The following is a 22,938-nucleotide window of genomic DNA, read 5'->3' on the forward strand; positions in this document are numbered from 1 at the left end:
CTCCGCAAGAAGCGGATGCGTGCGCTAGGCGGCGCCGCTCGCGCGGCGGTCGAACAGCATCCAGCACGCGAACAGGCAGCCGGACGTCAGCACGAACCACGCGAAGATCCACATGAAGATGAACGGCACGCCCAGCACGTAGCGGTCCTGCGCGGCTGCCCACGGCAGCACGCCGATCACGCCGAGATACGGAATACCGATGCCGATCAGATACCTGAGCATGCGTGTCTCCTCGAAAGCGGGTTCGTACGGAAGGGGCGTACGCGGAGGCGGCGGATGTCGCCTGCACGGCATCCGGCGTCGAATCCAGTATTCGAAGACAAAAAGGCGCGGGATAGTGCCAGACGCGGGCAATCGCTTGGGCCAGTGGTCCATTGCCCGACGCGGCCCGGTCAGCGCGGCAACGATCGAAGCGGCAACCCGACGCCGCTCCGTCGCGGCCAGCGCCCACCGGTCATGACCGAGGCCGGCGTCAACCGCCAAACGGCATCAGCTCGTAACTCGTGCTCCGGCCGCCGGACGACGAGCGGCGCAGCACGCCATGCTCGACGAGTTCGGTGATGTCCCGCAGCGCGGTGTCTTGCGAGCACTTCGCCAGCGCCGCCCACTTGGTCGACGTCAGCTTCCCCTCGAAGCCGTCGAGCAGGCGATTCATCACCTTCACCTGGCGTTCGTTCATCGCGAAGCCCGCGCAGCGCTGCCAGAAACGCGCCTTGACCAGCACCGCGTCGAGCGTCGTGTGCGCGTGATCGATGGCGCGGCCGAGCGCGGTCAGGAACCACGCGAGCCATTCGGTGACGTCGAGCGAGCCGCGCTGCGTCCGCTCCAGCACGTCGTAATACGCATTGCGCTCGCGCTGGATTTGCGCCGACAGGCTGTAGAAGCGTTGCGGACTGCGGTCGGCGCGCGCGAGGACCAGATCCCCGAGCGCACGCGCGATCCGGCCGTTGCCGTCGTCGAACGGATGGAGCGTGACGAACCACAGGTGAGCGAGGCCGGCGCGGATCAGCAACGGCTCGACCGGCGCGGCATTGAGCCACGCGAGAAAGCGCGCGATCTCGCCGGCGAGGCGCGCGGCGGGCGGCGCCTCGAAATGCACGCGCTGCCGGCCGATCGGCCCGGACACGACCTGCATCGGCCCGGTGGCATCGGTGCGCCAGCCGCCGACCGTGATCCGCGACATCCCCGAATAGCCGGTCGGAAACAGCGCCGCATGCCACCCGAACAGACGGGCGTCCGTGACCGGTGCCGCCGCGTGGGCGGTCGCGTCCAGCACCATGTCGACCACGCCCTCGACGTGACGATCGACCAGCGCCAGCGCGCCGATGTCGACCCCGAGCCGGCGCGCGATCGACGACCGGACTGACGCCACGTTCAGGCTTTCGCCCTCGATCGCGCTGGTCTTGACGACGTCCTCCGTCAACGCGGCGAGGCTGGCCTCGTCGCGCAGCGCCAGGCCGACATCCGCCAGCCGCCCGGCCAGCATGCCTTGCGCACGGCTGACGTCGGCGAGTGGCGTCGCCAGTGCAGGGAGGTCGAAGCGCCACGCGGGCCAGTCGGCCGACTCCCAGATGTAGGTGTAATCTCCGCTCATGATGCGGAGATTATCCCACCGATTCGCCGCAGAGCGCCACATTCTCCGCAAATCATGCGGAGAATAGCACCCCCATTCCCCGCAAACCGGCCCGCTACCGCGCCCGCCCCGCCCCGCCCTTCGCGGCCGGCGCCGCGTCGCCGAGCCGTTCCGCGAGAAACCCGATGAACGTGCGCAGCGTGACGAACCCTTCCCGATGCTGCGGAAACACCGCATTGAGCGTGATCGGCGACGGCGCATACGCGTCGAGCACCGGCACCAGCGCGCCGCTGTCGAGCGCCCCGCCGACGATGAAATCCGGCAGCAGCGCGATGCCGAGCCCTGCGATCGCCGCGTCGCGCACCACCTCGCCGTTGTTCGCGACCAGCGGCCCCTGCACGTCGAACGTACGCGCCGCGCCGTCGACGCGGAATTCCCAGCCGATGCGCCGCTCGCGCCCGTACAGCACGCACGTATGGCCGGCGAGATCGGCCGGCGTTTGCGGCGTGCCCTGCCGCTTCAGGTAGGCGGGGCTCGCGCACGCGATCATCCGCCACGCGCCGAGCGGGCGCGCGATCAGCGTCGAATCCTCGAGCGAGCCGATCCGCAGCACGAGATCGAAGCCCTCGCCGATCAGGTCGACGCGCCGGTCGGTCAGGTCGAGGTTCAGCCGCACGGCCGGGTGCGCGGACAGGAATTCGGCGATCAGCGGCGACACGTGCGTGATCCCGAACGACAGCGGCGCGCTGATTTTCAGCGACCCGTGCAGCTCGGTGCTGCGCACCGACATCGCCTGCTCGGCGTCGGCGATCTCCGCGAGGATCCGCTGCGCGCGCGCATAGAACTCCTGCCCCGATTCGGTCACCGCGAGGTTGCGCGTGTTCCGGTGCAGCAGCCGCACGCCGAGCGACGCCTCCAGCGCCATCGTGCGCCGGCTGACGAATTGCTTGGACAGCATCAGCTGGTCGGCCGCCGCCGTGAAGCTGCCCGCATCGACCGTCGCGACGAAGATCCTGAGATCGTTGATTTCCATATTGTCCACTCCATAGCGACAGTCATTATCGCTACAGCCATTTATTTGTCAAATCGATTGACCTAAGATTCATCTCAACGAACGGCCGGGCCCACTTCCGAGGTCCGGCGTCTTGAGGAACAAAAATCATGATCGAAATCCGTGCAGCAAACCAACGTGGCCGTGCGGAGCATGGCTGGCTCAGCTCCCGTCATACGTTTTCGTTCGCGAACTACTACGATCCGAAGCAAGTCGGCTTCTCCGACCTGCTGGTGATCAACGACGACCGCGTCGCCCCGGGCCGCGGCTTCGGCACGCACCCGCACCGCGACATGGAAATCCTGTCGTACGTGCTCGACGGCGCGCTGGAACACAAGGACTCGATGGGCACCGGTTCGGTGATCGTGCCGGGCGACGTGCAGCTGATGAGCGCGGGCACCGGCGTGCGCCACAGCGAGTTCAACCACTCGCCGGAACTGCCGGTCCACTTCCTGCAGATCTGGGTCGGGCCGGCCGAAAAGGGTGCCGAGCCGCGTTATCAGCAGACGAACGTCACGGCCGACGACAAGCGCGGCAAGCTCGCGCTCGTCGTCTCGCCGAACGGCGACGCCGGTTCGCTGAAGATCCGGCAGGACACGCGGATCTACGCCGGCTTGTTCGACGGCGATGAACGCGCGACGCTGGAACTGGCGCCGAACCGCTTTGCCTACGTGCACGTGGCACGCGGCAGCGTGACGGTCAACGGCGTGACGCTCGGCGAAGGCGACGGCGTGCGCATCCGCGACGAACAGGCGCTGACGTTCGCCGACGGGAAGGATGCCGAAGTGCTGGTGTTCGACCTGCGTCCGGTCGAAGTAACGGCCGAGTGGGCATGACGCCCGTTCGGGAAACCGGGCCCCGCTGAACGCGGGGCCCTTTTAATCGGAGATTCGCAACATGGCCAAGGTACTCGTTCTTTACTACTCGTCCTACGGGCACGTCGAAACGATGGCGCAGCACATCGCGGAAGGCGCGAAATCGGTGGCCGGCGTCGAGGTCACGCTCAAGCGCGTGCCGGAAACGATTCCCGTCGACCAGGCTCGCGCGATCGGCGTGAAGGTCGACCAGGCCGCGCCGGTCGCGACGGTGGACGAACTCGCCGACTACGATGCGATCATCTTCGGCACGCCGACCCGCTTCGGCAACATGGCCGGCCAGATGCGCACGTTCCTCGACCAGACCGGCGGCCTGTGGATGAAGGGTGCGCTCGTCGGCAAGATCGGCAGCGTGTTCGCGTCGACCGGCACGCAGCACGGCGGCCAGGAAACGACGATCACGTCGTTCCACACCACGCTGCTGCACCACGGGATGGTGATCGTCGGTGTGCCGTACGCCTGCAGCGGCCTCGTCAACATGAACGAAATCACCGGCGGCACGCCGTATGGCGCGACCACGCTCGCGGGCGCGGACGGCAGCCGCCAGCCGAGCGCGAACGAGCTCGACATCGCGCGCTACCAGGGCAAGCACGTCGCGGAAATCGCGAGCAAGCTCGCGTCGTAACGCGACGGCCCGGCCGTTCGGGCCGCCCCGCACATGCGCGAACGGCGCCGGTCGATCCGGCGCCGTTCGCGCTGTGCCGAGGTTACGGCCGTTACTGGCCCGATGCCGGGGCGGCCGGCGCCGCCTTCGTCGCGGGCGCCTTCTGCGCGGCGTTCTGCGGATAGTTGCTCTGGTCGTTGGTCAACCGGTAGCCGCTGCCCGTGCCGATCGCCTTCAGGTCCGACGCATGCCGCGCCCGGGCGGCCTTGCGGGCCGCCTTCTTCTGCGCCTTGTCGAGCTGCTTCTGCGTCGGCGCGGACGCCGGATCCTGCGCGTATGCCGCCGGCGCGGCGGTCAACAGCAGACCGAACGACGCCGTTACTGCTACTGCCACCGATACCACGCGAGACTGCTTCATGGCCGGATCTCCTTGTCGATTGTTGAAAGTGGGTCGAACACCGGCGCGCACACGACCGCTTGCGACATCGGCGCCGTTGCAACGTTAGCCGATCAGTATTCCGTTGTCCGTGTGCGTTCCTGAATTCTCCTGATAACGGCCACGATACATGCGCACCGCGAGAGCCGCCGTTTCGGCGCCGCGCCGGCGCCATCAGGGAAACCGATAACCCGGCCCGGCCGGCGCTCAGATCCAGCGCGACAGCACCGGCAGCAGGATCGGCACGACGAAGGCGGTCAGCACGCCGTTCAGCCCCATCCCGAGCCCGGCGAACGCGCCGGCCTCTTCGCTGACCTGGAACGCGCGCGCGGTGCCGATCCCGTGCGACGCGACGCCGAGCGCGAAGCCGCGCACGGCCGGTTCGTCGACCCGCAACGCATTGAGGATCCCGCGTGCGCACACCGCCCCGAAAATCCCGGTCGAGATCACGAGCACGGCGGTGAGCGACGGAATCCCGCCGATTTCGGCCGCGACGGCCATCGCGATCGGCGTCGTCGCCGATTTCGGTGCCAGCGACGCGATCGTCTGGTGCGACGCGCCGAACAGCGCCGCGATGCCCACCGCCGACACGATCGCGGTCAGCGAACCCGCGAGCAGGCCGACCAGCAGCGGCACCGCGGCGCGGCGCAGCTTCGACCACTGGCGGTACAGCGGCAGCGCGAGCGCGACGGTCGCGGGGCCGAGCAGGAAGTGGACGAACTGCGCGCCTTCGAAATACGTCGGATACGGCGTGTGGGTGATCGTCAGCAGCACGACGATCAACGCGACCGCGATCAGCACCGGGTTCGCGAGCGGGTTGAAGCGCGCCCGCGCATAGACGGCCTGCGCGAACAGATAGGCGATCAGCGTGATGGTCAGGCCCAGCAGCGGGGTCGCGGCGAGATAGACCCAGATCGCGCCGAGTGTCGGGAAGGCCGTCATCGCGTGCCCTCCGCCGCGCCGTCCGCGCGCCGCTGGCGCCGCAGCAGCGCACGTGTGACGAGCGCGGTCACCGCGATCGCGAGCGTGGTGCTCACCGCCAGCGCGACGACGACCGCGACCGCATCGCCGCGCACGCGGTCGGCCGACACCATGATGCCGACGCCGGCCGGCACGAACAGCAGCGACAGATGGCGCAGCAGCTCGAGCGCGGTCGGCTCGATCGCGTCGGCCACCTGCGGGCGCAGCATCACGAAGCCGAACAGCAGCAGCATGCCGATCACCGGGCCCGGCACCGGCAGGCCGAACAGGTAGGACACGCCTTCCCCGAGACACTGGAAGGTCAGCAAGACCGCGAATGCCTGCAGCATGAACCGCTTCTCCCGAACGGGGCCGCGCTGCCGGACGGCCGCGCGACCGATGGCCGGCGGGTTGCGGCGCCGGCGTGAACGATACGCGCGATCGTACCAACTTCACGCGCGATCGGACATCGCCGCGTGCGGCTGCGGGATGACACCACCGGCTGCACGGCGTGCGGCCTCCCGCCGCCACGCGTCATCCCGGCACCGGTTCGGCCGGCATCGCCCTGCCCGGCTCGTGCGCATTGCCGGATATGCCGGCCAAGGGCAGCGTGAGCGTCACGGTCGTACCCTGCCACGGGGCGCTGCGCACGTGGATCTCGCCGCGGTGCCGGTCCACGACCGCCTTCGCGAACGCCATGCCGAGCCCGACACCCTTCGTGTCGGGCTGTCCCGGCAGGCGAAAGCGCCGGTAACGCTCGAACAGGCGCGCCTGATCCTCGGCCGCGATCCCGTAGCCGTTGTCGCGAATCACGCAGCACACCGAAGCACCGTCGTCCGCCAGCTCGACGCTGCACGCGATGCGGGTATGCGCGGCGCTGTATTCGACCGCGTTCCGCAGCAGATTGACCAGCGCACGCGACAGCAGCGCCGGATCGCCATGCACGAGTGCGTCGTCGCACGACGGGACGTCGTCGATCGCGATGTGCTTGTCCCGCGCACGCGGCCAGATTTCGTCGCGAGCCTGATTCATCAGGTCGGCCACGTTGACGAGCTCCGACGCGTACTCGCCCGCCTCCGCCCGCGACACCTGCGCGAAACCGTCCGCCATCGCGAGCGTATGACGCGCCAGCCCGCCGATCTCGTGAAGACGCCCGCGCAGCGCGCAGTCGGGCGGGCAGGCGGCAGGCGCGTCCACGAGCACGATGACCGAGGTGAGCGGCGCACGCATGTCGTGCGAGAACAGCGTCAGCATGTCGTTGCGCTGCCGCTCGAGCAGCGTGCGATGAACGTAGGCGCCGCGCAGCGCGTCCAGTGCGTCGTTCACGTGCGCGATCTCGGGGCTCGTGCCCGGAACCCGGACGATCGGCGATACGTCGCCCTCGCTCAACGCGACGATGCGCCGGCTCAGCGCATCGAGCGGCTTCGACAGCGTCCGCTGCGTGCCGCGCACGAGCAGGAACAGGATCGCGACGCAACACGCCGCCTCGGCGCCGGACAGCATCATCCGCACGCGCGCCGCATCGCGCAGCGCCACCGCGCGCGCCCGCGTGAGGTCGAGCACGTGGTCGCGCAAGTGCGCCGACGCGTCGAGGTCGTGCATGATCCGCGACGCGAAATCCTCGGCGTTCATCGCATAGGTGCCCGTGCGCCCCGCGCGAAGCGTCGCGGCAACGAGCGGCAGGAAGCTGCCGTCCATTGTGTCGTTCAGCCGCGCCAGGTCGTTCGACAGCGTCGCGTCGTCGAGCGCCGGTGCAATCGCGCCGGCGATCAGTGCGCGCAACTGCACGATGCGCCCGCGCATCTGGAGGATGCGCGCCAGCCGATCGTTGTCGAGCGCCTCGTTCCTCACGAGCGGCGCGACGAACAGCGCGCCCAGCCGGCCGGTGTATTCGCGCAAGTCGCCCAGCAGGCGCGCGAGGACCAGCGCGCCGGCCGTGTGCGGATGACGCATCGCCGTCCCCGCCATCACGCCGCCGGTCAGCGCCGCCAGATCGTCGGCGGCCGCGAACATGCGGTCCTGCGCGGCCTGCACCTGCCACGTCGCACGCGCCGCCGCGGGCCGCGCGGCGAGCGCATCGACTTCGCCGCGCGCGCCGGCCAGCCCGGCGCGTATCGACGCGAGCGCGTGCAGCGCGGCCCCGCGCTCGGATGCCCCGAGCGCCGCCGCCCGCGTGAGGTCGTCTCGCAGCGCATCGAGCGCCTGATCCGTGTGTGCGCGCGCATCGCGCACGGCCTGCGCTTGCGTGGCCGAATCGTGCCGCCGCAGCGCCAGCAACCGGTTGGCCGGCCAGCGTTCGGCCGCGATCCGGTTCGACGCGATCATCATGCACTCGATCAGCGCGAAATCGCGCAGGTCGAGCATCCCCTGCCGATACTGCCGATAGCTTTCCCACAGATTCGTGCCGCACGCGACTGCCGTCAGCATCACGACGAGCACGAAGCCGGCACGCATTCGCTGCCGGATGGACAGACCGCGGAGGTTCACGATGCCGGCTCGATGCGCACCGGATGCGCGCAGCCTTCTCCATCGGGCGAACGCGCCGCGCCGGCCGACGCGAGGTGCCGACCGGCGTCATGCGCCGCGGACCGCGTGGGTCCTGCCGCGGCCGCCGTCGCCCCGCTAGCTTGCACACCATTCTCCCGATGAATCGCCGGCGGCGCTGCCGCTGCCGCGACAGGACGCGACGGCCGCCTGTACGTCGTGCCGTCGCGCATGACGCGTGCCGGGCGCCACCCGCGGGGACGTCCCGGCCGCGCGCTTGCCCGCACGCGCCGGCAGCCGGCAGGCGACGCACACGGGATGCCGGCGCAGCGCGTGGCGGTAGGTGATGAACGCCGCGCCGCAATCCCGGCATCGGGCGATGTCGAGCACGCCGGCGTCGACGAAGCGCACCAGCATCCACGCCCGTGTCAGGTCCAGCGGCAATCCGCAACTTGCGGCATCGCCCTGTTCGGCGTACAGCGTGTAGGCCTTGACGAGCGCCTCGAGTCGCGAGCAGCCCGCCTGGTTGCGCAGGAAGCGATAGATGCTGTGGAACAGCGATGCATGAAGGTTCGCGAACCACGTCATGTACCAGTCGATCGACGACGGCAGCAACCCCTTCGGCGCGGCCACGCCGCGCACTTCGCGATACAGGCGCACGAGACGGTCGCGCGGCAATCCGCACTCCACTTCCAGCATCTGCAGCCGCGCGCCGAGCCGGATCAGCGCCGCCGCGTGCATCGTCAGTTGCGCGTCGTCCGCGAGGCCGTGCCGCCCGGCCCGGCCGTTCACGATGTTTCCTCGTCGGGTAGCGCAAGGCCGGCCAGCACCATCGCGGTATGCACGCGCACGAGATCGACCGGCGGCGTCGCGCGGGTCAGTGCCGACAGCACACCGTACCGGCCCGGCCGCAATGCGCAGATCAACTGCCCCGCGGACGCGAGCTCGTTCATGTGCTTCATTGACAGCGCGGCCAGCGCGGCGGCGACATCGGCGGTCACACCCAGGCGAAACATGCCGGTTGCGCGATCCGACTGCAGCAGTCGCTGCGCAAGCCAGAGATACGACATGTTCAGTTCCCACATTGCATCGCTGTCGTTGGCAACCTTCATCGTTCACCTCGATTCATGCGCGATCAGGATCAATGATTCATCGTCAAAATGCGTGCCGATAAGCCAGTTATGACGAACCGTTATTTTTTTGTGTTCGACGCGAATAACAGAAATTCACCGCCGCCGAACGACGCACATTGCGTGCGTGCAGCGCGCCGTCAATCAATCCTGAAGCGGCTGCCTGCTACGTCGCTCACATCGCCGCGAAGCCGGCGACGCATCGAATGGCGCGCCCGCATTCACCTGCATTGCGAACTGTCGTGATTGAGTCTCGGCGATATTCCGCTGAATGTAAATGCGACGTTAGACGCAAGACAGATGCAGGACAAAAGCGACTTTAGTATTAAGACTTTCGTCTTGTACAATCCGGTTCGTTCGTATCGGTCCGACTCCGGACTCACTTATTCAAGCATCCTCATGAAAATTCTGATCGTCGACGATCACGCGATCCTGCGGGATGGCGTGGAGATGCTGCTGCGCCAGAGTGACGACGACACGGTCGTCGTCCAGGCGAGCAGCGCCGATGATGCAGTGCGGCTGCTCGACGATCACACCGACCTCGACGCCATCGTGCTCGACCTGAAGCTGCAGGGCATGGACGGCCTCGACGCGCTCGCCGTCTTCGCGACGATGCGCCCGGGGCTGCCGGTCATCGTGCTGTCGTCGTCCGAGGATCCCGGCGCCGTGCGCAGCGCGTTCGCGCAGGGCGCGATGGGTTACGTGCCGAAGTCCGCCAGCCCGCGCACGCTGCTGTCCGCGATCCGGATCGCCCTCAACGGCGAACGCTACGTCCCGCCGCTCGTGCTCGACGACCCCGCGCTGCAGCATCAGGACGGCGCCGCTGCAGCACGCGGTTCGATGCTGACGCAACGACAGATCGAAGTGCTGCGCTATCTCGCGGAAGGCGTACCGAACAAGGTCATCGCCGACAAGCTGGGCCTGTCCGAAAAGACCATCAAGGCGCACATCACCGCGATCTTCAAGGCGCTGAACGTCATCAACCGCACCCAGGCAGCGGCAGCCGGCAGGAAGGCCGGCCTCATCTGATCCGACGCCGGCTTGCGTCGCGACATTGCCATGCCGGCGTGGAACGCCTAAATTTTCCTCATTGTCTCCGCCCGTTCGAGGAGCGTGCGCATGACGCATGTCGACGAGCCGCCCGACGCGCCGGCCGACCATGAAGTCCCGTTCGACCTCGCCGCCGACGTGATCGCGCGCTGGCAGCGCCTCGTCGACCTGATGGCGGAAATCGTCGGCGTGCCGGCGGGGCTGATCATGCGCAACGTCGGCCGCGACATCCAGGTGCTGGTCGCCAGCCGCAACACCGGCAATCCGTTCTATCCGGGCGAATCGGCCGAACTGCACGGCTCGGGGCTTTACTGCGAAGCGGTCATCGCGAGCGGCGATACGCTGGTCGTGCCGGATGCGCGGCAATCCGCGCAGTGGCGCAACAATCCGGACCTGCGCGTCAACATGGTCTCGTATCTCGGCCTGCCGATCCGCTGGCCCGACAACACGCCGTTCGGCACGATCTGCCTGCTCGACTGCAAGGAGAATGCGTATTCGGAGCGCTACATCCGGCTCGTCGAGGAATTCCGCGACCAGATCGAGATGCAGTTGCAACTGATCCGCGCGCAGCGGATCGCCGAACGCGAACGCCAGCGCGCCGCGCAGCTGGCCGAGAACTTCCGCCGGCAAAAGGATCTCGCGACGGAGGCCGTGCACGTCAAGTCGAGCTTTCTCGCGGCCGCGAGCCACGACCTGCGCCAGCCCGTCCACGCGTTGAGCCTGTTCGTCGGCGCGTTACGGCACGTGCCGATGCCGGCCGACGGCACGCTGCTCGTCGATCGCATCGACCAGTCCGTCAACGCGATGGACGCGCTGTTCACCGCGATCCTCGACATCTCGCGGCTCGATGCGGGCGTCGTGCCCGTCCATCGCCGGCCGTTCGCGATCGGCGCGGTGCTGGAGCGCGTGTGCCGCGAAGTCGCCGCCGACGCGCACGGGAAAGGCTTGTCGCTGTCATACGTGCGCAGCACGGCCGTGGTCGATTCCGACCCGGTGCTGATCGAGCGCATCGCACGCAACCTGCTGTCGAACGCGGTGCGCTACACCGACACCGGACGCATCGTCGTCGGCTGCCGGCGCACACGCCAGCACGTTCGCCTGCAATTCCTCGACACCGGGCGCGGCATTCCGGCCGACCAGCAGGCGCGCGTATTCGACGACTACTACCAGTTGCGCCGGCGCGGCGACGAGCCCGAACGAGGCGTCGGCCTCGGGCTGGCGATCGTGCGGCGCCTCGCGGGGCTGCTCGACTGCCCGCTGACGCTGCGCTCCGAACCCGGGCGGGGCTCGTGCTTCGAACTGCAGCTGGTGCGGCTGGACACGGCGGTGCAGCCGGGCGCCGCCGCCGACGAGATCGCCGTCGACGAGGCGGCCGCCGCCGCGCACCTCGTGGTCGTGATCGACGACGAAAGCGCAATCCGCGCCGGCATGTCGATGCTGCTCGAGCGCTGGGGCTACCAGGTCGTCACGGCCGCGTCGGTCGATGACGCGATCGCGTGCCTGGCATCATATGAGGTGCGGCCGACCCTGCTGATCTGCGACCTGCACCTGCACGGCGACCAGAACGGCATCGCGGCGATCGCGCGCATTCGCGACGAGTACAACGCGGCGATTCCCGCGATGCTGATCACGGGCGACACGACCGCGCGACGGCCCGGCCGGCTGAAGCATGGCGGGTTCGTGCTGCTGCACAAGCCGGTGCCGAGCGACAAGCTGCGCGCGGCGATGGCGCGCCTGCTGCATGCGCAGGCGCCCGGGCAGCAGCGCGGGGCCAACGCCGGATAGTCGCCGGTGCACCGGCGGCATGCAAAAACGGCGGGCATCTGCCCGCCGCCGAGTCTTCGCACGCGCACCGCGTCAGGCGCGGCGCGCGTGCGGATCCTCGCTTACTTCAACCGCGTCGCGATCTCGTTCGCCATCGCCTTCGTCGCGGCCTTCGTCGGCGCATCCGTGGCCAGCGCGTTCAGCAGGCCGAAATCGTGGATGGTGCCGTCGTAGCGCGTGGTCGTCGCATCGACACCCGCTGCGTCGAGCTTGCGGCCGTATGCTTCGCCTTCGTCACGCAGCACGTCGAACTGCGCGACCTGGATCAGCGCGGGCGGCAGGCCCTTCAGCTGCGCGGTGCTCGCGCGCAGCGGCGACGCGTAGATCTCGTTGCGTTGCGCTTCGTTCTTCGTATAGGCGTCCCAGAACCACTTCATCATCGGTCGCGTCAGGAAGTGCCCTTGCTGATACGCGTTGTACGAACCCGTGTTGAAGTTGTGGTCCGTCACCGGCCACATCAGCCCCTGGAAGCGGATCGCGGGGCCGCCCTTGTCCTTCGCCATCAGCGCCACCACGGCCGCCATGTTCCCGCCGACGCTGTTGCCGACCACCGCAAGGCGGCTGCCGTCGACGCCGATCTCCGCGCCGTGCGCGGCCACCCACTTCGTCGCCGCATACGCCTGGTTGATCGCGACCGGGTAATGCGCTTCCGGCGACGGCGTGTAGTTCACGAACACCGCGACGGCGCCCGATTGCACGACGAGGTCGCGCACGAGGCGTTCGTGCGTCGGGAAATCGCCGAGCACCCAGCCGCCACCGTGGATGAACACGAATACCGGCGGCGTGCCCGTCGCGCCCTGCGGGCGGACGATCGTGACCGGCACGGACAAGCCGTCCTGTTCGATCGTGCGGTTCGACACGTCGATGCCCGACAGGTCGACCTTCGTGCCGTTCTGCGCATCGACCAGCACCTGGCGCGCCTTCGCGGGGCTCAGCGTTTCGAGGCCCGGGCCCTTCTGGCCGTTCAGCACGGCGAGGAATGCGCTCGTCGTCGCGTCGGGACCGACGGCGTCGGCGCCGGCGCCCGCGGCGAACGTGGTAGTCGTGACGGACAGTGCAGCGGCAACGGCGGCGGCGATCAGCAGCGGCTTGACGATCTTCATGGTGTAACTCCTTGGCTCAATCCGTGAATGACGATGTGACGGTGAATGTTTCGCAATGCGTACGATCAGACGAGCGTGAGCGTGACGTCGATGTTGCCGCGCGTCGCGTTCGAGTACGGGCAGACGACGTGCGCGCGATCGATCAGCGTCTGCGCGACGTCGCGATCGAGGCCCGGCAGCGAAATCTTCAGTTCGACTTCGATGCCGAAACCGTTCGGGATCGCGCCGATGCCGACGCTGCCTTCGATCGCGGCGTCTGCGGGGATCGCGATCTTGTCGCGCGCGGCGACGAACTTCATCGCGCCGATGAAGCACGCGCTGTAGCCGGCGGCGAACAGTTGCTCGGGGTTCGCGCCTGCGCCGCCCGCGCCGCCGAGCTCGCGCGGCGTGGTCAGCTTCAGGTCGAGGCCGCTTTCGGGCACCGTCGCACGGCCGTCACGGCCGCCGGTGGCTTTTGCATGGGCGCGGTACAGCACTTTTTCGATCGACATGACAGATTCCTTTTTCAATCAGTGAGTGAAACAGCCTTCGAACCGGGACCGCGTGCCGGCGGCTTCTTCGCCGGCTTCGCATTTGTTTATCTACTCATAGATAGATAAACGTCCCCAAAAAATGCAGAGGATCGATTCCTCTGCGCCAGTCATCTATCTACTACATGATAGATAACGAGATTCAATAAAAAGGCGGCGAACCGCCCTACCGCTCGCGCGCCGCCGGTCAGGGCCGCGCTTTCCAGACGGCCTCGACATCCTCGAGACGCGCCCGCGTATGAAACAACCGACTCGCCAGCACGCTGCCCTGGAACGCCGCGTACAACGTGCGCGCCGCTGTGTCGGGCTCGCCGCTGAACTGCAGCGTGCCTTCCTTCGCGCCTTGCACCAGCAATTCCGCGAGCCAGCGCTCGTTGGCCGTGAAGAACGCCTGCACCGCCTGCCGCACGTTCTCCGGCAACGTTTCGATGTCGGACGCGAGCATCCCGCACAGGCAGATCAGGTTGCCGTCGCCCAGCGTGCGGCCGAACATCTTCGTGTACAGGCTCAGCTTCACGTCGGCCGGCAGCGCCGGATCGATCGCCCGCACGGCCGAGAGGACTTCGTTGCTGTAGGCCGCCACCGCTTCCAGCACGAGATCGTCCTTCGACGGGAAGTAGTAGTGGATGCTCGACGTCTTCACGCCCACCAGGTCGGACAGGTCCCGATAGCTGAAGCCGTTGTAACCGCGCTGCATCATCAACGTGATCGCGTGGTCGAGAATCTGTTCGCGGACGGTCGGTTTCGTTTCCATGGATCGAACTTTATCTACTCATAGATAGATAGTCAAGGAGTTTTTTAGGGGCGCGATGACGATGCCTGCGAGCCCGACGCGCAAGGACGACACCGTTCGCCTGGCCGGGCGGCTTACAACCGGCCTGCAGCACGATCGAATCGATGCGACACTTCACGCCGGGCCACGCGAATCGCGGCGCAATGTCCATCGGCTGGACGAATGTGCCGGCACATGACGACCGCATCGCATCCGGCCCCGGCATCATCGGCCCGCTCGCTGCGTCGGGCCGCACAAGGAGAACAAGTCGATGTTTTCGTGGTTTGAACGGCGCCTGCCGACTTTCCCGCTCGAAGATCCCGTCACGCCGCCGCGGGGTTTCTTCTCGTTCGTCTGGGCGTGCACGAAAGGCGCGCGCAGCTGGATCCTGCTGATCGCGCTGACGTCGGCCGCGCTGGCCGCGTACGAAGCCGCGCTGTTCGCGATGATGGGCCGCGTGGTCGACTGGCTCGCGTCCTCGACGCCGGCCGATTTCGGCGGCCGGCACTTCGGCACGCTCGCCGGGTTCGCGGCGATCCTCGCCGGCAGCGCGCTGCTGATCGCGCTGCATACGATGGTCAAGCACCAGGTGCTCGCGATCAACTTCCCGATGCGGCTGCGCTGGCTCTTTCACCGGCTGATGCTCGACCAGAGCCTGTCGTTCTACGCGAACGAGTTCGCCGGCCGCGTGACGACCAAGATCATGCAGACCGCGCTCGCGGTGCGCGATGCGCTGTTCATGTCGGTCGACGTCGTGATCGGCGTCGCCGCGTACCTGATCGGCATCCTCGCGCTCGCGGCCAGCTTCGACTGGCGGCTGATGATCCCGCTCGGGCTGTGGGCGCTCGGCTACGGCCTCGCGTGCGCGTATTTCGTGCCGCGCCTCGGTGCCGTCGGCAGCCGCCAGGCCGATGCGCGCGCGCTGATGACGGGCCGCATCACCGACGCGTATTCGAACATCACGACCGTCAAGCTGTTCTCGCACACGCGGCGCGAAGCCGACCACGCGCGCCGCGCGATGGAAGCGTTCAAGTCGACCGGCGACGCGCAGATGCGGCTCGTCAGCGCGTTCGAGGTCGTCAACCATCTGCTGTCGACGCTGCTGCTGGTTGGCTCGACCGGCCTCGCACTGGTCCTGTGGATGCATGGCGAGGCGAGCGCGGGCGTCGTCGCGGCGGTGATCGCGATGGCGCTGCGCCTGTCGAGCTATTCGCACTGGATCATGTGGGAAATGACCGAGCTGTTCGAGAACGTCGGCACGATCCAGGACGGCATCAACACGCTGACGAAGGTGCACAGCGTGGTCGACGCGCCCGACGCGAAGCCACTCACGGTGCAGCGCGGCGAGATCGTGTTCGACAACGTGCAGTTCGCGCACGAGGACAACGATCGCGCGGTGTTCGACGGGCTGAACCTGACGATCCGGCCCGGCGAGCGGATCGGCCTGATCGGCCGCTCGGGCGCCGGCAAGTCGACGCTCGTGAACCTGCTGCTGCGCTTCTACGACGTGGGCGGCGGCGCGATCCGGATCGACGGGCAGGACATCGCGCACGTGACGCAGGACAGCCTGCGCGGCGCGATCGGGATGGTCACGCAGGATACGTCGCTGCTGCACCGGACGATGCGCGAGAACCTGCTGTACGGGCGCCCCGACGCGACCGAGCGCGAGATGCACGATGCAGCCGTGCGCGCGGAAGCGTCCGAGTTCATCGACCGGCTGCGCGATCGCCATGGCCGAAGCGGCTACGACGTCGAGGTCGGCGAGCGCGGCGTAAAGCTGTCGGGCGGCCAGCGGCAGCGCGTCGCGATCGCGCGCGTGATGCTCAAGGACGCACCGATCCTCGTGCTCGACGAGGCGACCAGCGCGCTCGATTCCGAAGTCGAAGTCGCGATCCAGCGCAGCCTCGACGACCTGATGCACGGCAAGACGGTGATCGCGATCGCGCACCGGCTGTCGACCATCGCGGCGATGGACCGGCTGATCGTGCTCGATGAAGGGCGCATCGTCGAGGAAGGCACGCACCAGCAGTTGCTGCAGGCCGGTGGCATTTATGCGGCGCTGTGGACGCACCAGAGCGGCGGGTTCCTCGGTGAGACGGCGGATGTGGAAGGCGTGGAGCAGTAAGCTGCCCGTCCAGATACGCAAGACGCGCGGCCTCGTTGCCCAGGCCGCGCGTCGCCCATGACATTACAACCGCACGACCGTCGACTTCAGCTCGGTGTACTTGTCGAGCGCATGCAACGATTTGTCCCGACCGTTGCCCGACAGCTTGTAGCCGCCGAACGGGAAGTTCATATCATCGCTGCCGTCGCCGTAGCAGTTGACCCACACGGTGCCCGCACGCAGCCGCCTCGCCACCGCATGCGCGGTCGAGATATCGGCCGACCAGACCGCCGCGGCCAGCCCGTAGTCGGTATCGTTGGCGATCCGCACGGCCTCGTCGACATCGTCGAACACGATCACCGACAACACCGGCCCGAAAATCTCCTCGCGCGCGATCTTCGCATCCGGCTTCACCTCGAACACCGTCGGCTCGACATAGAACCCGCCCGTGTCCTCCTTCACGCGCGCGCCGCCCATGACAAGCTTGCCTTCGTCGCGCCCGGCACCGATATACCCCATCACGCGATCGAGCTGCATGTGATCGACGATCGCCCCCATCGTCACCGACGGATCGAGCGGATGCCCGGGCGCGAACCGTCGCGACGCCTCGACCAGCCTCGCGACGAATGCGTCCTTGATGTCGCGATGCACGAGCAGGCGCGAGCCGGCCGTGCACACTTCGCCCATGTTGAAGAAGATCGCGTCGGCGGCCGCCTGCGCGGCGCGGTCGAGATCGGGGCAATCGCGCAGCACGATGTTCGGCGACTTGCCACCGAGCTCGAGCCATACGCGCTTCAGGTTCGACTGCGCGGCGCACGCCATGATCTGCTGCCCCGTGCGCGTCGACCCGGTAAACGCAATGCAGTCCACATCACGATGCAGCGCGAGCGCCCTCCCCGGCTCCGCGCCGCCCGGCACGACGCTGAACACGCCAGCCGGAATGCCTGCCTCGCACGCGAGCTGCGCAACGCGGATCGCGGTGAGCGGCGATTTCTCGGACGGCTTGAGCACGACACTGTTGCCGGCCGCGAGCGCCGGCGCGAATTTCCACGCGGCCATCAGCAGCGGAAAATTCCACGGCACGACGGCCGCGACGACGCCGATCGGCTCGCGCGTGACGAGCCCGACCAGATGAGGGTCGACCGGCGCGACTTCGCCGCCGACCTTGTCGATCGCTTCCGCATACCAGTCGACGCAATGCGCGGCGGCCGGCACGTCGATCGCCGTGGTATCGGCGATCGGCTTGCCGGTGTCGAGCGTCTCGAGCAGCGCGAGCTCGTCGAGATGCTCGCGCATCAGCGCGGCCCAGCGCTGCAGCACCGCCTTGCGGGCGCGCGGGTTCATGCCGGCCCAGCTTTGGGCGTCGAACGCGCGGCGCGCGGCCGCCACCGCGAGGTCGACGTCGTCGGTACCGCAATCGGCCACGTGCGCGAGCACGCCACCGTCGATCGGGCTCACGCAGGCGAAGGTCGCGCCCGTGTGCGCGTGGCGCGCGTCGCCGTCGATGAACGCGCGGCCTTCGATCCGCAACGCGGCCGCGCGGGCCCGCCAGTCTTCGAATGTCGGTTGATTCATGCGTTTCCTCGTGAAAAGTCGCGGATCACGACCCGGTGACCGGATCGATCGGCGTGAAGATGCCCGCGCGCGCCTCGATCGCTTCGCCCGCGGCGAGACACAGCGCCTCCTGGAAGCGTCCCGCGACGAGCTGCACGCCGGCCGGCACGCCATCACGGATGCCGGTCGGCACCGACAGCCCGGGCAGCCCGAGTAGCGCGGTCGCGAGCAACGGCCCCTGCCGCTCGATGATCGCGCGCATCGCGTCGTCGCCGTGCTGATCGGCGTCGATCGCGAATGGCTGTGCGCACGACACCGGCATCAGCAGCAGCGGATAGCGCGCGAAGAACTGCTGCCAGTCGCGCAGCAGCGCGGTGCGCCGCGCGAGGCCGTTCATGTAGCCCTCGAGATCCAGCGGCGTCGCGAGGCGGCGCTGGCTCGCGAACGCGCTACGGATCGCCGCGTCGCCGTGCTGCATGATCACGTCGCCGAGGCCGCCGCGCGCTTCGTTGGTCACCAGGTCCAGCCACAGTTCGCACGCCTCGGCGAACCGCGGCGGCGCCGCTTCCTCGACGACGCAGCCGGCTTCCTCGAGCCAGCGCGCGGCCTGCCGGATCGCGTCGACCACCACCGGATCGGACGGCACGCCCGGCAGCGCCGGGCACACGGCCACGCGCGCGGGGAACGCGGCTTCGTGCGCATTCGGCGCGACCGGCATCCACCATGCGTCGCGCGCGTCGCCTGCCGCCATCGCGTCGAGCGCGAGCCGCAGGTCGCCGACCGTGCGCGCGAGCGGCCCCTGCACGGACGCGAGCTGCACCGCGAGCGTGCGGTCCTTCGACTGGGTCGGGTTGTACGCCGGCACGCGCCCGGTGCTGGGTCGCAGCCCGGCGACGCCGCACGCATAGGCCGGGTAGCGGATCGAGCCGCCCAGGTCGTTGCCGTGCGCGATCGCGCCGACGCCGGCGGCCACGGCCGCGGCGGCACCACCGCTGGAGCCGCCCGGCGTCAGCGACGCATTCCACGGATTCGACGTGCGGCCGTGCAGGTCGTTGTCGGTGAACCAGCGGTACGAAAACGCCGGCGCATTGCTGCGCCCGATCACGATCGCGCCGGCCTTGCGCAGGTTCGCGGTCACCGGGCTGTCCTCGTGCGCGATCACGTCCGAAAACGCGCGCACGCCATTGGTCGTCGCATGTCCGGCCGTGTCGACGTTGATCTTCACCGTCACCGGCACGCCGTGCAGCGCGCCGACCGGTGCGCCGCGCGCGATCGCGGCATCGGCATCGGACGCGGCCTGCAACGCGCTGTCGGCCATCACGTCGACGATCGCGTTGATGACGGGGTTCACCGCTTCAAGCCGCTGCAGGCAGCTGCGCGTGAGTTCGGTGGCCGACACGTCGCGACGCGCGACGCGCTCGGCCATCTCGGCCGCGCTGAGACGCCACAATTCCTGGGTCATGGGTTGCTCCTCCTTGATCTCGATGGTTGTCCTGAACCGGTCGCGTCACGCGAGCGGCTGTCCGGCTTGCGGTGCGTGCGACGCATAGATCTTGCGGCACGTTTCAACGACTTCCCACGTGCCGCGAAAGCCCGGCGGGATCACGAAGCGATCGCCGGCGCGCAGCACGCGCTCGCAGCCGTCCGCATCGCGGACGATCGCGACGCCGCTCAGCATCTCGCAATACTCGGACTCGTCGTACTCGATCGTCCAGCGGCCGGGCGTGCATGCCCAGATCCCGCAGCTGAACTGCCCGCACGGGCTGATGTAGTGATGCGCCAGCGTCTGCTGCGGATTGCCGTCGAGCAGCAGCCCGCTCGGCACGCGGCTCTGCGTGAGCTTCGCCGGTGCCCGCATCAGGTCGACGAGATTCGTGATGTTGGTCATGAGTGCCTCCAGGGCATGAGTGATTCGAGACGTTTGGGTGCCGTGCGGACGGACGAGCCGCCCGCGCCGGTCAGAGCAGGTCCATCATCCGGTGCCAGGTCATCGCGAGCGCCAGCATCGGCGTGCGCAGCGCCCGCCCACCCGGAAAGTCGCGATGGCGGATCCGGCCGAACAGGTCGAAGCGCGCGGCCTGCGCATCGATCGCTTCCGCGATCAGCCGCCCCGCCAGGCCCGTCACGTTGACGCCGTGCCCGGAAAAGCCCTGCGCGAAATACACGGTCGGCTCGAGCCGGCCGAAATGTGGCGCGCGATTCATCGTCGCGTCGATCAGCCCGCCCCACGCGTAGTCGATCCGCACATCGGCCAGCTGCGGGAACGTCTTCAGCATGTCGCGCCGCATCGCGGCCGCGAGGTCGCGCGGCGTGTTCGTCGAGCTGCTGGCCTTGCCGCCCCACAGCAGCCGGCGGTCGCGCGTCAGCCGGAAATAGTCGAGTGCCGAATTCGTGTCGCAGATCGCCGCATCGGCCGGCATCGTCTCGGCCGCGCGCACGTCGCCGAGCGGCTCCGTCGAGATCAGGTACGTCGCGATCGGCATGATCTTGCGCGCGAGCGCCGGCGCCAGCTGCCCCAGGTACGCGTTGCAGGCCAGCACGACATGACGGGCATCCACATGCCCGCGCGCGCACCTGACGCGGTGATGCGGCGCGGCGCGATCGAGCGCGAGCGCGGGCGTGTCCTCGTGGATCGTCACGCCGGCTTCGCGCGCCGCACGTGCCAGGCCGAGCGTGTAGTTCAGCGGATGCAGGTGGCCGCTGCCTTCGTAGCGGAGGCCGCCGACGTAACGATCCGACGCGACGAAACGATGCATGTCGGCGCGCTCGACGACTTCGTAGCCGCGATAGCCGAAGCGGCTCGCCGCGGTATCGCGCCACGCGCGCAGCGCATCGAGATGGCGCGGCTTGTTCGCGGCGGTCAGGTAGCCGAAGGTCAGGTCGCAATCGATGCCGTACCGCTCGACCCGCCGCCGGACGATCTCGACCGACTCCAGCCCCATCGCCCAGACGCGCCGCACGTCGTCGTCCGGCAGGTAGGCCGAGAACGTGTCGATATCGCACGCGTAGCCGGCGATCAGCTGACCGCCATTGCGCCCGCTCGCGCCCCAGCCGATCTTCGATGCCTCGACGAGCACGACCGAATGGCCGCGCTCGGCGAGTTCGAGTGCCGCGGACAGGCCCGTGAGCCCGCCCCCGATCACGCAGACGTCGGCCGTCTCGGCCCCGTCGAGCGACGGATGCCGCGCACGGTTGTTCGCCGTCGCCGCATAGTAGGACTGAACATGTTGCTGGTTTTCGAACTTGAGCATGTGCAAGACTCGTGAACGGCGTCGCGTCAGAACGCGTAGATGAGTTGGGTGGCGAGCAGGTCGTTCGACTTCTCGTACGACCCGTCGTGGCGCAGGAACACCTTGTTGCTCGCCCAGTCGTGCCGGTATTCGACCTTCACCGTCACTTGCTGGGTCGGGTAGAACAGCAGGTCGAATGCGGCGGCCTGCCGCGTCGTGCCCTTGCACTCGAACCCGACGCCGCCGTTCGCCTTCGACAGTGCGAGGCAATCCGCATCGATGCCGAAGCCGTTGTACGGATCCATCCCGTTGCCGTTCAGGCCGATCGACGAGCCGCCGCCGCCGTTCTTCCGGTTCACGAGCAGATCGTAGCGCAGCGTCGCACCCATGCGGCCGACCACCGGCGCATTGAACTTGCGGTGCGCGAGCAGCGACAGCCCGAACCACTGCGCGAGCCCGCCGTTGAACGCGCCGTGCTGCTGCTGGCCGTAGTCGAACTCGGCGTTGTACTGCGCATCGGCGAGCGTGTAGGTCGCGTCGGCCTCGCCGAAGAAGAACGCGCCATATGCGCTCGGCGCGTTGCCGCCCACGCCGTAGCGCACGTTGCCGGTCGCCGGGTCGACCGCGCTCGGCAGCGTCTGGCGGCCGATGCTGATCGAGCCGCCGACGTCGAGCGCGCTGCCGCGCAGGTAATCGACGCGTGCGGTGAAGGTCGGCACCTTGTTGCTCGTCGTGATCGGGTCGCCAAGCGCGTTGACACCGGTCTGCGTGACCGCCCCCGCGCTGCGGAACTGCTCGTTGCCGACAAAGAACTTCCACGCCCAGTGGCCGTCTGCGCTCTGGTAGTTGATGCCCGCGCCGATCGACGAGCCCGGATCGGAGAAGTCGTACAGCAGGTTGTGTGTGAGCGTGAGCATCTGGCTCGACTGCTGGTACTCGTAGCCGCCGAAGCCCGTCACGAGCCCGCCGATAAGCGCCGTCGTGCCCGACAACGGCACGGTCAGGACGGCCGTGTTGATGATGTCCAGGCCGCTCGAGCCGCTGCCCGTCATCATCGACAGGCCCGCGCCGCGGTTCGGCATCAGCGTGATTTCCGCGGACGGCGCGGTCGGGCCGACACCGAACGTCTTCTTGATGTCGAGGAATACGTCACCGAACGTGCTGTTGTAGTAGGTGTACGCGTTCTCGTGGTTCGCGAACTGGAACGACGACGTGCCGGCGCCCCGGTTGACCACGTAGGTCGGGTCGAGGTAACCCGTCACCGACAGCCCGGCGATCGGGCCCGTGCGCGCGGCGTCGGTCAGCGAATCGACCTTCAGTTGCTGGTTCGCGACTTGTTGCCGGATGTCCGACACATCGTCGTTGGTCAGCACGGCCGGCGCCTGCCCGTAGCCGGGCGCGGACGGGTCAGCCGCCGCGGCGGTGGCCGCGTTGGGCGTGTTCGACGCGTTTGCCGCAGCCAGTCCGGCCGAAGGCTTCGCGCCGAGCTGCGATTGCAGCGCGCTCATCTGCCGTTGCAGCACCGCGATCTGCTGCTGCAGCGTCCGGATCTGGTCGGCGCTCGGGTTCGCCGCGGCCAGCCCCGGCAACGCTCCTGCGATCAGCGCGCAGAGCATCTTCTTTTTCATGGAATGTCTCCTGGTCGTTCGTCTCTGTTC

At 68.3% G+C, this 22,938-nt stretch carries 22 protein-coding genes; 5 read left to right on the top strand and 17 right to left on the bottom strand.

Annotation, left to right across the window (positions count from 1 at the left end):
• Positions 1 to 24: 24 nt before the first annotated feature.
• The 3 genes from CFB47_RS36975 to CFB47_RS36985 form a co-directional block, all read right to left on the bottom strand.
• Positions 25 to 222, bottom strand: coding sequence for a DUF3311 domain-containing protein (locus tag CFB47_RS36975; protein ID WP_085040323.1), 198 nt, complete (start codon positions 220 to 222; stop codon positions 25 to 27).
• A 250-nt stretch (positions 223 to 472) separates the two neighbouring features.
• Positions 473 to 1,594: a Fic family protein gene (locus CFB47_RS36980; RefSeq protein WP_218829438.1), complete on the bottom strand. Its 1,122-nt coding sequence runs from the start codon at positions 1,592 to 1,594 to the stop codon at positions 473 to 475.
• 94 nt (positions 1,595 to 1,688) lie between these two features.
• Positions 1,689 to 2,606 (bottom strand): LysR family transcriptional regulator, encoded by a 918-nt coding sequence (locus CFB47_RS36985; protein WP_089444528.1) that lies wholly within the window; start codon positions 2,604 to 2,606, stop codon positions 1,689 to 1,691.
• 128 nt (positions 2,607 to 2,734) lie between these two features.
• On the opposite strand from CFB47_RS36985, the gene CFB47_RS36990 reads away from it, so the two are divergent.
• Together CFB47_RS36990 and wrbA are read left to right on the top strand one after the other, a co-directional pair.
• Positions 2,735 to 3,460: a pirin family protein gene (locus tag CFB47_RS36990; RefSeq protein WP_089444529.1), complete on the top strand. Its 726-nt coding sequence runs from the start codon at positions 2,735 to 2,737 to the stop codon at positions 3,458 to 3,460.
• Between the two features lie 61 nt (positions 3,461 to 3,521).
• Positions 3,522 to 4,124 (top strand): NAD(P)H:quinone oxidoreductase, encoded by a 603-nt coding sequence (gene wrbA, locus CFB47_RS36995; RefSeq protein WP_039355294.1) that lies wholly within the window; start codon positions 3,522 to 3,524, stop codon positions 4,122 to 4,124.
• A 91-nt stretch (positions 4,125 to 4,215) separates the two neighbouring features.
• Here the strand turns inward: wrbA and CFB47_RS37000 are convergent, their stop codons facing one another.
• From CFB47_RS37000 to CFB47_RS37025, 6 genes are all read right to left on the bottom strand, one after another.
• Positions 4,216 to 4,521 (bottom strand): hypothetical protein, encoded by a 306-nt coding sequence (locus CFB47_RS37000; protein WP_069249854.1) that lies wholly within the window; start codon positions 4,519 to 4,521, stop codon positions 4,216 to 4,218.
• A 225-nt stretch (positions 4,522 to 4,746) separates the two neighbouring features.
• A complete protein-coding gene (locus CFB47_RS37005; protein ID WP_089444531.1) occupies positions 4,747 to 5,481 on the bottom strand; it encodes an LrgB family protein in 735 nt (244 codons plus the stop codon).
• The gene (locus CFB47_RS37010) at positions 5,478 to 5,849 is read right to left on the bottom strand and encodes a CidA/LrgA family protein (RefSeq protein WP_089464212.1); all 372 of its coding nucleotides are present in this window, start codon (positions 5,847 to 5,849) and stop codon (positions 5,478 to 5,480) included. The genes CFB47_RS37005 and CFB47_RS37010 overlap by 4 nt, the downstream gene beginning before the upstream one ends.
• A gap of 184 nt (positions 5,850 to 6,033) precedes the next feature.
• The gene (locus CFB47_RS37015; protein ID WP_256946843.1) at positions 6,034 to 7,986 is read right to left on the bottom strand and encodes a HAMP domain-containing sensor histidine kinase; all 1,953 of its coding nucleotides are present in this window, start codon (positions 7,984 to 7,986) and stop codon (positions 6,034 to 6,036) included.
• Positions 7,987 to 8,121: 135 nt separating this feature from the next.
• Complete coding sequence (locus CFB47_RS37020) at positions 8,122 to 8,724, bottom strand: FlhC family transcriptional regulator (protein WP_089464336.1); 603 nt, start codon at positions 8,722 to 8,724, stop codon at positions 8,122 to 8,124.
• 47 nt (positions 8,725 to 8,771) lie between these two features.
• The gene (locus tag CFB47_RS37025) at positions 8,772 to 9,095 is read right to left on the bottom strand and encodes a flagellar transcriptional regulator FlhD (protein WP_039355302.1); all 324 of its coding nucleotides are present in this window, start codon (positions 9,093 to 9,095) and stop codon (positions 8,772 to 8,774) included.
• A 417-nt stretch (positions 9,096 to 9,512) separates the two neighbouring features.
• Here CFB47_RS37025 and CFB47_RS37030 point away from each other — a divergent pair, with 417 nt between their 5' ends.
• On the top strand, positions 9,513 to 10,142 hold the full coding sequence (locus tag CFB47_RS37030; protein WP_089459640.1) for a response regulator transcription factor: 630 nt from the start codon (positions 9,513 to 9,515) through the stop codon (positions 10,140 to 10,142).
• A 90-nt stretch (positions 10,143 to 10,232) separates the two neighbouring features.
• Positions 10,233 to 11,948 (top strand): ATP-binding protein, encoded by a 1,716-nt coding sequence (locus tag CFB47_RS37035; RefSeq protein WP_089464214.1) that lies wholly within the window; start codon positions 10,233 to 10,235, stop codon positions 11,946 to 11,948.
• A 101-nt stretch (positions 11,949 to 12,049) separates the two neighbouring features.
• Here the strand turns inward: CFB47_RS37035 and CFB47_RS37040 are convergent, their stop codons facing one another.
• The 3 genes from CFB47_RS37040 to CFB47_RS37050 form a co-directional block, all read right to left on the bottom strand.
• Positions 12,050 to 13,090: an alpha/beta hydrolase gene (locus CFB47_RS37040; RefSeq protein WP_089459642.1), complete on the bottom strand. Its 1,041-nt coding sequence runs from the start codon at positions 13,088 to 13,090 to the stop codon at positions 12,050 to 12,052.
• A 65-nt stretch (positions 13,091 to 13,155) separates the two neighbouring features.
• Positions 13,156 to 13,581: an organic hydroperoxide resistance protein gene (locus tag CFB47_RS37045; RefSeq protein WP_046547194.1), complete on the bottom strand. Its 426-nt coding sequence runs from the start codon at positions 13,579 to 13,581 to the stop codon at positions 13,156 to 13,158.
• A 226-nt stretch (positions 13,582 to 13,807) separates the two neighbouring features.
• Complete coding sequence (locus CFB47_RS37050; RefSeq protein WP_089464215.1) at positions 13,808 to 14,374, bottom strand: TetR/AcrR family transcriptional regulator; 567 nt, start codon at positions 14,372 to 14,374, stop codon at positions 13,808 to 13,810.
• Between the two features lie 289 nt (positions 14,375 to 14,663).
• Here CFB47_RS37050 and CFB47_RS37055 point away from each other — a divergent pair, with 289 nt between their 5' ends.
• Positions 14,664 to 16,517 carry an ABC transporter ATP-binding protein gene (locus CFB47_RS37055; protein ID WP_089464216.1) on the top strand — a complete coding sequence of 618 codons (1,854 nt, stop codon included), beginning with the start codon at positions 14,664 to 14,666 and terminating at the stop codon, positions 16,515 to 16,517.
• A gap of 63 nt (positions 16,518 to 16,580) precedes the next feature.
• Here CFB47_RS37055 and CFB47_RS37060 read toward each other — a convergent pair whose 3' ends face one another.
• The 5 genes from CFB47_RS37060 to CFB47_RS37080 form a co-directional block, all read right to left on the bottom strand.
• On the bottom strand, positions 16,581 to 18,071 hold the full coding sequence (locus CFB47_RS37060) for an aldehyde dehydrogenase (protein WP_089464217.1): 1,491 nt from the start codon (positions 18,069 to 18,071) through the stop codon (positions 16,581 to 16,583).
• Positions 18,072 to 18,096: 25 nt separating this feature from the next.
• Positions 18,097 to 19,512 carry an amidase family protein gene (locus CFB47_RS37065; protein ID WP_089459646.1) on the bottom strand — a complete coding sequence of 472 codons (1,416 nt, stop codon included), beginning with the start codon at positions 19,510 to 19,512 and terminating at the stop codon, positions 18,097 to 18,099.
• Between the two features lie 45 nt (positions 19,513 to 19,557).
• Positions 19,558 to 19,938 (bottom strand): cupin domain-containing protein, encoded by a 381-nt coding sequence (locus tag CFB47_RS37070; protein ID WP_089464218.1) that lies wholly within the window; start codon positions 19,936 to 19,938, stop codon positions 19,558 to 19,560.
• 70 nt (positions 19,939 to 20,008) lie between these two features.
• Entirely contained in the window at positions 20,009 to 21,301 is a 1,293-nt protein-coding gene (locus CFB47_RS37075; protein WP_089464219.1) for an FAD-binding oxidoreductase, read from the bottom strand.
• 26 nt (positions 21,302 to 21,327) lie between these two features.
• Positions 21,328 to 22,908 (bottom strand): DUF3138 family protein, encoded by a 1,581-nt coding sequence (locus CFB47_RS37080; RefSeq protein WP_089464220.1) that lies wholly within the window; start codon positions 22,906 to 22,908, stop codon positions 21,328 to 21,330.
• Positions 22,909 to 22,938 lie beyond the last annotated feature (30 nt).

The sequence above is a fragment of the Burkholderia sp. AU27893 genome (assembly GCF_002223205.1).
Classification (GTDB): Bacteria; Pseudomonadota; Gammaproteobacteria; order Burkholderiales; family Burkholderiaceae; genus Burkholderia.

Excerpts from the sequence above, each read along its gene's own strand:
- CFB47_RS36975 (WP_085040323.1), bottom strand. The coding sequence starts at position 222 with ATGCTCAGGTATCTGATCGGCATCGGTATTCCGTATCTCGGCGTGATC.
- CFB47_RS36980 (WP_218829438.1), bottom strand. The coding sequence starts at position 1,594 with ATGAGCGGAGATTACACCTACATCTGGGAGTCGGCCGACTGGCCCGCG.
- CFB47_RS36985 (WP_089444528.1), bottom strand. The coding sequence starts at position 2,606 with ATGGAAATCAACGATCTCAGGATCTTCGTCGCGACGGTCGATGCGGGC.
- CFB47_RS36990 (WP_089444529.1), top strand. The coding sequence starts at position 2,735 with ATGATCGAAATCCGTGCAGCAAACCAACGTGGCCGTGCGGAGCATGGC.
- wrbA (WP_039355294.1), top strand. The coding sequence starts at position 3,522 with ATGGCCAAGGTACTCGTTCTTTACTACTCGTCCTACGGGCACGTCGAA.
- CFB47_RS37000 (WP_069249854.1), bottom strand. The coding sequence starts at position 4,521 with ATGAAGCAGTCTCGCGTGGTATCGGTGGCAGTAGCAGTAACGGCGTCG.
- CFB47_RS37005 (WP_089444531.1), bottom strand. The coding sequence starts at position 5,481 with ATGACGGCCTTCCCGACACTCGGCGCGATCTGGGTCTATCTCGCCGCG.
- CFB47_RS37010 (WP_089464212.1), bottom strand. The coding sequence starts at position 5,849 with ATGCTGCAGGCATTCGCGGTCTTGCTGACCTTCCAGTGTCTCGGGGAA.
- CFB47_RS37020 (WP_089464336.1), bottom strand. The coding sequence starts at position 8,724 with ATGCACGCGGCGGCGCTGATCCGGCTCGGCGCGCGGCTGCAGATGCTG.
- CFB47_RS37025 (WP_039355302.1), bottom strand. The coding sequence starts at position 9,095 with ATGAAGGTTGCCAACGACAGCGATGCAATGTGGGAACTGAACATGTCG.
- CFB47_RS37030 (WP_089459640.1), top strand. The coding sequence starts at position 9,513 with ATGAAAATTCTGATCGTCGACGATCACGCGATCCTGCGGGATGGCGTG.
- CFB47_RS37035 (WP_089464214.1), top strand. The coding sequence starts at position 10,233 with ATGACGCATGTCGACGAGCCGCCCGACGCGCCGGCCGACCATGAAGTC.
- CFB47_RS37040 (WP_089459642.1), bottom strand. The coding sequence starts at position 13,090 with ATGAAGATCGTCAAGCCGCTGCTGATCGCCGCCGCCGTTGCCGCTGCA.
- CFB47_RS37045 (WP_046547194.1), bottom strand. The coding sequence starts at position 13,581 with ATGTCGATCGAAAAAGTGCTGTACCGCGCCCATGCAAAAGCCACCGGC.
- CFB47_RS37050 (WP_089464215.1), bottom strand. The coding sequence starts at position 14,374 with ATGGAAACGAAACCGACCGTCCGCGAACAGATTCTCGACCACGCGATC.
- CFB47_RS37055 (WP_089464216.1), top strand. The coding sequence starts at position 14,664 with ATGTTTTCGTGGTTTGAACGGCGCCTGCCGACTTTCCCGCTCGAAGAT.
- CFB47_RS37060 (WP_089464217.1), bottom strand. The coding sequence starts at position 18,071 with ATGAATCAACCGACATTCGAAGACTGGCGGGCCCGCGCGGCCGCGTTG.
- CFB47_RS37065 (WP_089459646.1), bottom strand. The coding sequence starts at position 19,512 with ATGACCCAGGAATTGTGGCGTCTCAGCGCGGCCGAGATGGCCGAGCGC.
- CFB47_RS37070 (WP_089464218.1), bottom strand. The coding sequence starts at position 19,938 with ATGACCAACATCACGAATCTCGTCGACCTGATGCGGGCACCGGCGAAG.
- CFB47_RS37075 (WP_089464219.1), bottom strand. The coding sequence starts at position 21,301 with ATGCTCAAGTTCGAAAACCAGCAACATGTTCAGTCCTACTATGCGGCG.
- CFB47_RS37080 (WP_089464220.1), bottom strand. The coding sequence starts at position 22,908 with ATGAAAAAGAAGATGCTCTGCGCGCTGATCGCAGGAGCGTTGCCGGGG.